General features: G+C 64.1%; 8 protein-coding genes. All 8 read left to right on the forward strand.

What is annotated here, in order from left to right; translation table 11 throughout:
* Window positions 1-373 precede the first annotated feature (373 nt).
* Complete coding sequence (locus Q0105_RS02760) at window positions 374-802, forward strand: CopD family protein (RefSeq protein ID WP_298208517.1); 429 nt, start codon at window positions 374-376, stop codon at window positions 800-802.
* Between the two features lie 17 nt (window positions 803-819).
* Complete coding sequence (locus Q0105_RS02765) at window positions 820-1,917, forward strand: VanZ family protein (protein WP_298208519.1); 1,098 nt, start codon at window positions 820-822, stop codon at window positions 1,915-1,917.
* A 9-nt stretch (window positions 1,918-1,926) separates the two neighbouring features.
* Window positions 1,927-2,286, forward strand: coding sequence for a (2Fe-2S) ferredoxin domain-containing protein (locus Q0105_RS02770; protein WP_298208521.1), 360 nt, complete (start codon window positions 1,927-1,929; stop codon window positions 2,284-2,286).
* Between the two features lie 86 nt (window positions 2,287-2,372).
* A complete protein-coding gene (locus Q0105_RS02775; RefSeq protein ID WP_298208524.1) occupies window positions 2,373-3,023 on the forward strand; it encodes an alpha/beta fold hydrolase in 651 nt (216 codons plus the stop codon).
* A 105-nt stretch (window positions 3,024-3,128) separates the two neighbouring features.
* Window positions 3,129-4,298 carry a D-alanyl-D-alanine carboxypeptidase family protein gene (locus tag Q0105_RS02780; protein ID WP_298208526.1) on the forward strand — a complete coding sequence of 390 codons (1,170 nt, stop codon included), beginning with the start codon at window positions 3,129-3,131 and terminating at the stop codon, window positions 4,296-4,298.
* A 248-nt stretch (window positions 4,299-4,546) separates the two neighbouring features.
* Window positions 4,547-4,924 (forward strand): 30S ribosomal protein S12, encoded by a 378-nt coding sequence (gene rpsL, locus Q0105_RS02785; RefSeq protein ID WP_007851137.1) that lies wholly within the window; start codon window positions 4,547-4,549, stop codon window positions 4,922-4,924.
* A 174-nt stretch (window positions 4,925-5,098) separates the two neighbouring features.
* Window positions 5,099-5,572 (forward strand): 30S ribosomal protein S7, encoded by a 474-nt coding sequence (rpsG, locus tag Q0105_RS02790; RefSeq protein ID WP_005798541.1) that lies wholly within the window; start codon window positions 5,099-5,101, stop codon window positions 5,570-5,572.
* A gap of 82 nt (window positions 5,573-5,654) precedes the next feature.
* On the forward strand, window positions 5,655-6,000 hold a 346-nt coding region (locus Q0105_RS02795; RefSeq protein ID WP_298208529.1), incomplete at its 3' end, for a GTP-binding protein.

Consider the following 6,000-nt stretch of genomic DNA (forward strand, 5'->3'; position numbering starts at 1 on the left):
GAGGGGCTGCAAGGCGTAAAGCGCAGCAATAGCCGCAGCTATTGCGAGCATTGACAACGCGGCAGACCGCCCGAGGCCGCAAATGCACACGGCGCGATGATTCGTGTAGAGGCTCCCTTGTGCCGCCGCGCGGTATTGGCCGCTGGGAGCGTCCGTTTCAGCCGCTGGGAAAAAGCCGCTTGTAACACGATGTGTCTGATGCTAAATTGGCTCCGGGCGGCTTGCTGCCCCCCGCTTTCCTCCCTGAGCGGGGCCTTGATTGCAGCGATGCAAAACAGGCTTTCCCGGCCCGGCGGACTAGCCGGGCTTTTTTTTGGCTGATCCTTGACCACGGCGGGCCATGGAGAAGCTTGCAGGAACGTAAACTGCACCCATGCTCTGGGTCAAAGCCTTTCACATCGTCTTCGTGGCCAGCTGGTTCGCTGGCCTTTTCTACCTGCCCCGCATCTTCGTCAACCTGGCGATGGTGGCCCCCGGCTCGGTTGCCGAGCGGGACCGCCTGCTTTTGATGGCCCGCAAGCTGCTGCGCTTCACCACCTTGCTGTCGTTGCCCGCGCTGGCCCTGGGCGTGTGGCTGTGGATGGGCTACGGCATCGGACGGGGCCCTGGCAATGGCTGGATGCACGCCAAGCTGGCCGTGGTGCTGCTGGTCATCGGCTACCACCATGCCTGCAGCGTGCTGCTGCGCAAGCTGGCCGACGGCACTTGCCGCAAGAGCCATGTGTGGTTCCGCTGGTTCAACGAAGCGCCCGTGCTGCTGCTGCTGGTGGCGGTGGTGCTGGTGGTCGTTAAACCCTTCTGACGCAGCTGCACGGGCGCATGCACAAAACCTCCGCCTGGCCTCTCGCGCTGATCTATTCGGCGCTCATCGTTTTTGCGAGCCTGTTCCCATTTGACGGCTGGCGTGCGCAGGGCATCGACCCGCTGGTCTTTCTGCTCGCGCGCCTGCCCCCGCCGTACTGGACCGGGTTCGACGTTTTCACCAACGCCGTGGGCTATGCGCCGCTGGGCTTTTTGCTGGTGCTGGGCATGTTGCGCTCGGGCGCAGGGCGGGGGGCGGTGCTGCTGGCCACGGTGCTGGGGGCGCTGCTTTCGCTGGTGATGGAGTTTTTGCAGATCTACCTGCCCCGGCGCGTGCCGTCCAACCTCGATTTGCTGCTCAACATCGGCGGCACCCTGGCCGGGGCGATGAGCGCGGCGCTGCTGGAACGCCTGGGGGCCATCAACCGCTGGAGCGACTTTCGGGATCGCTGGTTCGTCTCGGATGCCAGCAGTGGTTTGGTGCTGCTGGCCCTGTGGCCGCTGGCGCTGCTGTTTCCGGCGGCCGTGCCCTTTGGGCTCGGTCAGGTGCTGGAGCGGCTGGAGGCCGCTCTCACCGAGTTGCTGGCCGACACCCCGTTTCTCGACTGGCTGCCCGTGCGCGAGGCCGCGCTGACCCCGCTTTCGCCCAGCGGCGAGTTGCTGTGTGTCACGCTCGGGCTGCTCATCCCCTGCCTGCTTGGCTACTGCGTGATCCGCCAGGTGGGGCGGCGCGCGCTGTTTGCGCTGGGGGTGGTGGCGGTGGGCGTCACGCTGACCGCGCTGTCGGCGGCACTGAGCTGGGGCCCCGTGCACGCCTGGGAGTGGATCAGCCTGCCCGTGCAAGTCGGCGTGTGGGGGGCTCTGGTGCTGGCGATGCTGCTTGTGGCCTTGCCGCGCCGGACCTGCGCCGCCGTGCTGCTGCTGGCGCTGGCCTGGCACCTGGCGCTGCTCAACCAGGCGCCCACCAGCGCGTATTTCGCCCAGACTTTGCAGATATGGGAGCAGGGCCGCTTCATTCGTTTCTACGGCCTGGGCCAGTGGCTGGGCTGGCTGTGGCCTTATGCCACGCTCTTGTATGTGGTACTCAGAGTGTCGCGGCGCGAGGCGCAAACCTAAAATACTCGGATGAGCGAACCATCCAACGCGCCGGCCGCAGCGCCCGGCTACTACCAGCGCCACATCTTCTTCTGCCTGAACGACCGCACCAATGGCGAAGACAGCTGCGCCCACCACAACGCCCAGGCGGGCTTTGACCGCTGCAAGGCGCAGGTCAAGGCCGCCGGGCTGGCGGGCCCCGGCAAGGTGCGTGTGAACAAGGCCGGTTGCCTGGACCGCTGCGCGGGCGGCCCCATCGCCGTGGTGTACCCCGAGGGCACCTGGTACACCTATGTGGACGCGTCGGACATCGACGAAATCGTCGAGTCGCACCTCAAAAACGGCCAGGTGGTGGAGCGCCTGGTCACGCCGGCGGAACTTGGGCGCTGAAAACGGCTCCACTCCGTCTTTGAATGATTTTGGCCGTTAGCGCTTGATAAATAAGCGCTGACAGCTATCAATTAGGTAGCAAACCAGTGAATGCCCAGACCGAACGCCTGACCCTGTCCGGTGCCGCAGGCGCCATCGAGGCCGTGCGCGACAGCGCGGTGCTGGCCGATGGGGCGGCGCCGCGTGGCGTGGCCATCATTGCCCACCCCCACCCGCTGTTTGCGGGCACCATGAACAACAAGGTGGTGCAGACCCTGGCGCGGGCCTTTGTGCAATGCGGCTGGACGGCGGTGCGCTTCAATTTCCGGGGCGTGGAAGGCTCGGCGGGTGAGCACGACAAAGGCGAGGGCGAGCTACAGGACATGCTGGCCGTGGTGGAGCAGGTGGCGCCTGCCGCCTCGGGCCAACGCATCGCGCTGGCGGGGTTCTCGTTCGGCGCCTTCGTCGCCAGCCATGCGCTGGCCGCGCTCTGGCCCGAAGGCCGCGTGGACCAGGCCGTGCTGGTCGGCACCGCTGCCAGCCGCTTCACCGTGGCCCCGGTGCCACCCGACGCCCACCTGCGCACGCTGGTTGTGCACGGCGAAGAGGACGACACCGTGCCGCTGTCTGCTGTGATGGACTGGGCGCGGCCCCAGATACTGCCTGTCACAGTCATTCCCGCGGGCGGTCATTTCTTTCACGGACAATTGCCGCTTCTGAAGAATCTGGTGGTCCGCCACCTGCAATCGGGCGGTTGAGCGTGCTGCCCGGCGTGGCCACCATGGCCCGCCGCCAGCTTTTGCGCCTTTCGCCTTTTCTCCCACTCCTTCCTTTTTCGAGCCCTCCCAGCCCCTTATTGCCCCATGAAACGAATCCTGTCCGCGTTGCGATCCCTGGCCGTCTTTGCTGCGGTGGCCCCTGCCGCCTTCGGTGCCTTTGCCCAGGCACCCCAGCCCCCTGAAATCGCCGCGCGCACCTACATGCTGGTGGATGTCACCGCCAATCAGGTGCTGGCCGCCAAGGACGTTGATGCGCCGGTGGAGCAGGCATCGCTCACCAAGCTCATGACGGGCTACCTGGTGTTCGACGCCCTGCGCGCCAAGAAAATCGCGCTGGACCAGAAGCTGCCCGTGAGCGTGCGCGCCTGGAAGATGCCCGGCTCGCGCATGTTCATCGACCCCAAGATGCAGGTGCCGGTCGAAGACCTCATCAAGGGCATGATCGTTCAGTCCGGCAACGACGCCACCATGGCCCTGGCCGAAGGCGTGGGCGGCACGGCCGAGAATTTTGTCAAGCTCATGAACGACCAGGCCAAGGCCCTGGGCATGAGCGGCACCAGCTACAAAAACCCCGAAGGCCTCACCGAGCCCGGCCACATCACCACGGCGCGCGACCTCTCCGTGCTGGCCATGCGCCTGATGAAGGACTTCCCGGAGTACATGCACTACTACGCGACCAAGCAGTACAGCTACCCCGGCACCCCCGCATCCAACGGCAACAACCGCAACTCGCTGCTGTTCCGCGACCCGACCGTGGACGGCCTCAAGACCGGCCATACCGCCGCCGCCGGGTATTGCCTGGTGGCCACGTCCAAGCGCGAGTTCCCCGGCCTGGGCCAGCGCCGCCTGCTTTCCATCGTGCTCGGCGCCGCCAGCGAGAACGCGCGCGCCAACGAAAGCCAGAAGCTGCTGAACTGGGGCTACACCGCGTTCGAGGCCGTCAAACTGTTCGATGCGGGCAAGCCCGTGGCCAGCCCCGCCGTCTGGAAGGGCAAGGACAGCGTGCTGAAGATCGGCCGCGAAGAGGCCATCGTGGTGGCCGTGCCTTCGGGCAGCGCAGGCAAGATCACCACCGAAATCGCCCGCCCCGACCCGCTGGTGGCGCCTTACACCAAAGGCCAGTCCATCGGCACCCTCAAGGTGATGTTGGGCGACCAAGTGGTGGGCGAAGTGCCCCTGATCGCGCTGGAAGGCGTGGAGCAGGCAGGCATTCTGGGCCGCGCCTGGGATGCGATCCGGTTGTGGATTAAGTAGCAGGTACATCCCCCTGAGGCGCTGCGCGCCTTCACCCCTTCTCTCGGCTTCGCCGGGAAGGGGGACGCCGCCAGCGCGGCGGGGCGGCCCTTGCGCGGCGGCCCTGGTGTAGGCCGTGCGCTTTCGGCGGCTGTGGGGAGTATGTTGCGCCGCTTGCCTGTTTAGGAGCTTGCTGCTACATTAGAAGGCTTTTCGGAATTTCCGAAGGGTTTCACGTTTTCGTTTTTTTACGTTTAGGGACGTATTTCATGCCAACCATCAATCAACTGGTCCGTCAGGGGCGCGAGGTCGAAAAGATCAAGTCCAAGAGCCCTGCGATGGAAAACTCTCCACAGCGCCGCGGCGTGTGCACCCGTGTGTACACCACGACGCCTAAGAAGCCTAACTCCGCTCTGCGTAAGGTCGCCAAGGTGCGCCTGACCAACGGTTTCGAGGTCATTTCCTACATCGGCGGTGAAGGCCACAACCTGCAAGAACACAGCGTCGTGCTGGTTCGCGGCGGTCGTGTCAAGGACTTGCCTGGTGTGCGTTACCACATCGTGCGCGGTTCGCTCGACTTGCAAGGCGTGAAAGACCGCAAGCAGTCGCGCTCCAAGTACGGCGCCAAGAAGCCAAAGGCCAAGTAAGCCCTGGTTTTCTGGTCGGAAGAAGAATTTTCGGTGCTGTTCCCGCGTGGCGCGGTGAAGCAGCGTAGTGACCCCAAACGCAGGTGTTCTGCGCGGGTCGAGTAAGTGGGAGTCCTTCATTGGCTCTCGCGGTGTCTGAAAAGATGCCAACTGAAGCAAAGATAGAGGTGAAAAATGCCACGTCGTCGCGAAGTCCCCAAACGTGAAATCCTGCCGGATCCCAAGTTCGGCAATGTAGAGCTGTCCAAATTCATGAACGTGATCATGGAAGGCGGCAAAAAGGCAGTTGCAGAGCGCATCATTTACGGCGCCCTGGAACTGATCGAGAAGAAGCACCCCGATAAGGACCCTCTGGAAGCCTTCACCGTTGCCATCAACAACGTGAAGCCCATGGTGGAAGTGAAGTCCCGCCGCGTGGGCGGTGCCAACTACCAGGTGCCAGTGGAAGTGCGTCCTGTCCGTCGCCTGGCTCTGTCCATGCGCTGGATCAAGGAAGCGGCCCGCAAGCGTGGTGAGAAGTCGATGGCCCAGCGTCTGGCCAACGAACTGCTCGAAGCCACCGAAGGCCGTGGCGGCGCCATGAAGAAGCGTGACGAAGTGCACCGCATGGCCGAAGCCAACAAGGCATTCAGCCACTTCCGCTTCTAAATTTCGCCCCCATATCTCGAAGGCTGGGAGCCCGATCCGTCGTTTTGGCGGGCGGGCTCTTAGCCGTTAACGAAAGTAAATCATGGCACGCAAGACCCCCATCGAGCGCTACCGCAATATCGGTATCTCGGCCCACATTGACGCTGGCAAGACCACGACCACCGAACGTATCCTGTTCTATACGGGCGTGAGCCACAAGATTGGCGAAGTGCACGACGGCGCCGCCACCATGGACTGGATGGAGCAAGAGCAAGAGCGCGGCATCACGATCACCTCGGCTGCCACGACCTGCTTCTGGAAGGGTATGGACAACTCCTACCCCGAGCACCGTTTCAACATCATCGACACCCCCGGCCACGTGGACTTCACCATTGAGGTGGAGCGCTCCATGCGCGTGCTGGACGGTGCCTGCATGGTGTACTGCGCCG

The organism is Acidovorax sp., from assembly GCF_027492855.1.
In the GTDB taxonomy this organism is placed as follows: domain Bacteria; phylum Pseudomonadota; class Gammaproteobacteria; order Burkholderiales; family Burkholderiaceae_C; genus Acidovorax.

Coding starts and splice junctions, on each gene's coding strand:
- Q0105_RS02760 (WP_298208517.1), top strand. CDS start 374: ATGCTCTGGGTCAAAGCCTTTCACATCGTCTTCGTGGCCAGCTGGTTC.
- Q0105_RS02765 (WP_298208519.1), top strand. CDS start 820: ATGCACAAAACCTCCGCCTGGCCTCTCGCGCTGATCTATTCGGCGCTC.
- rpsL (WP_007851137.1), top strand. CDS start 4,547: ATGCCAACCATCAATCAACTGGTCCGTCAGGGGCGCGAGGTCGAAAAG.
- Q0105_RS02770 (WP_298208521.1), top strand. CDS start 1,927: ATGAGCGAACCATCCAACGCGCCGGCCGCAGCGCCCGGCTACTACCAG.
- rpsG (WP_005798541.1), top strand. CDS start 5,099: ATGCCACGTCGTCGCGAAGTCCCCAAACGTGAAATCCTGCCGGATCCC.
- Q0105_RS02780 (WP_298208526.1), top strand. CDS start 3,129: ATGAAACGAATCCTGTCCGCGTTGCGATCCCTGGCCGTCTTTGCTGCG.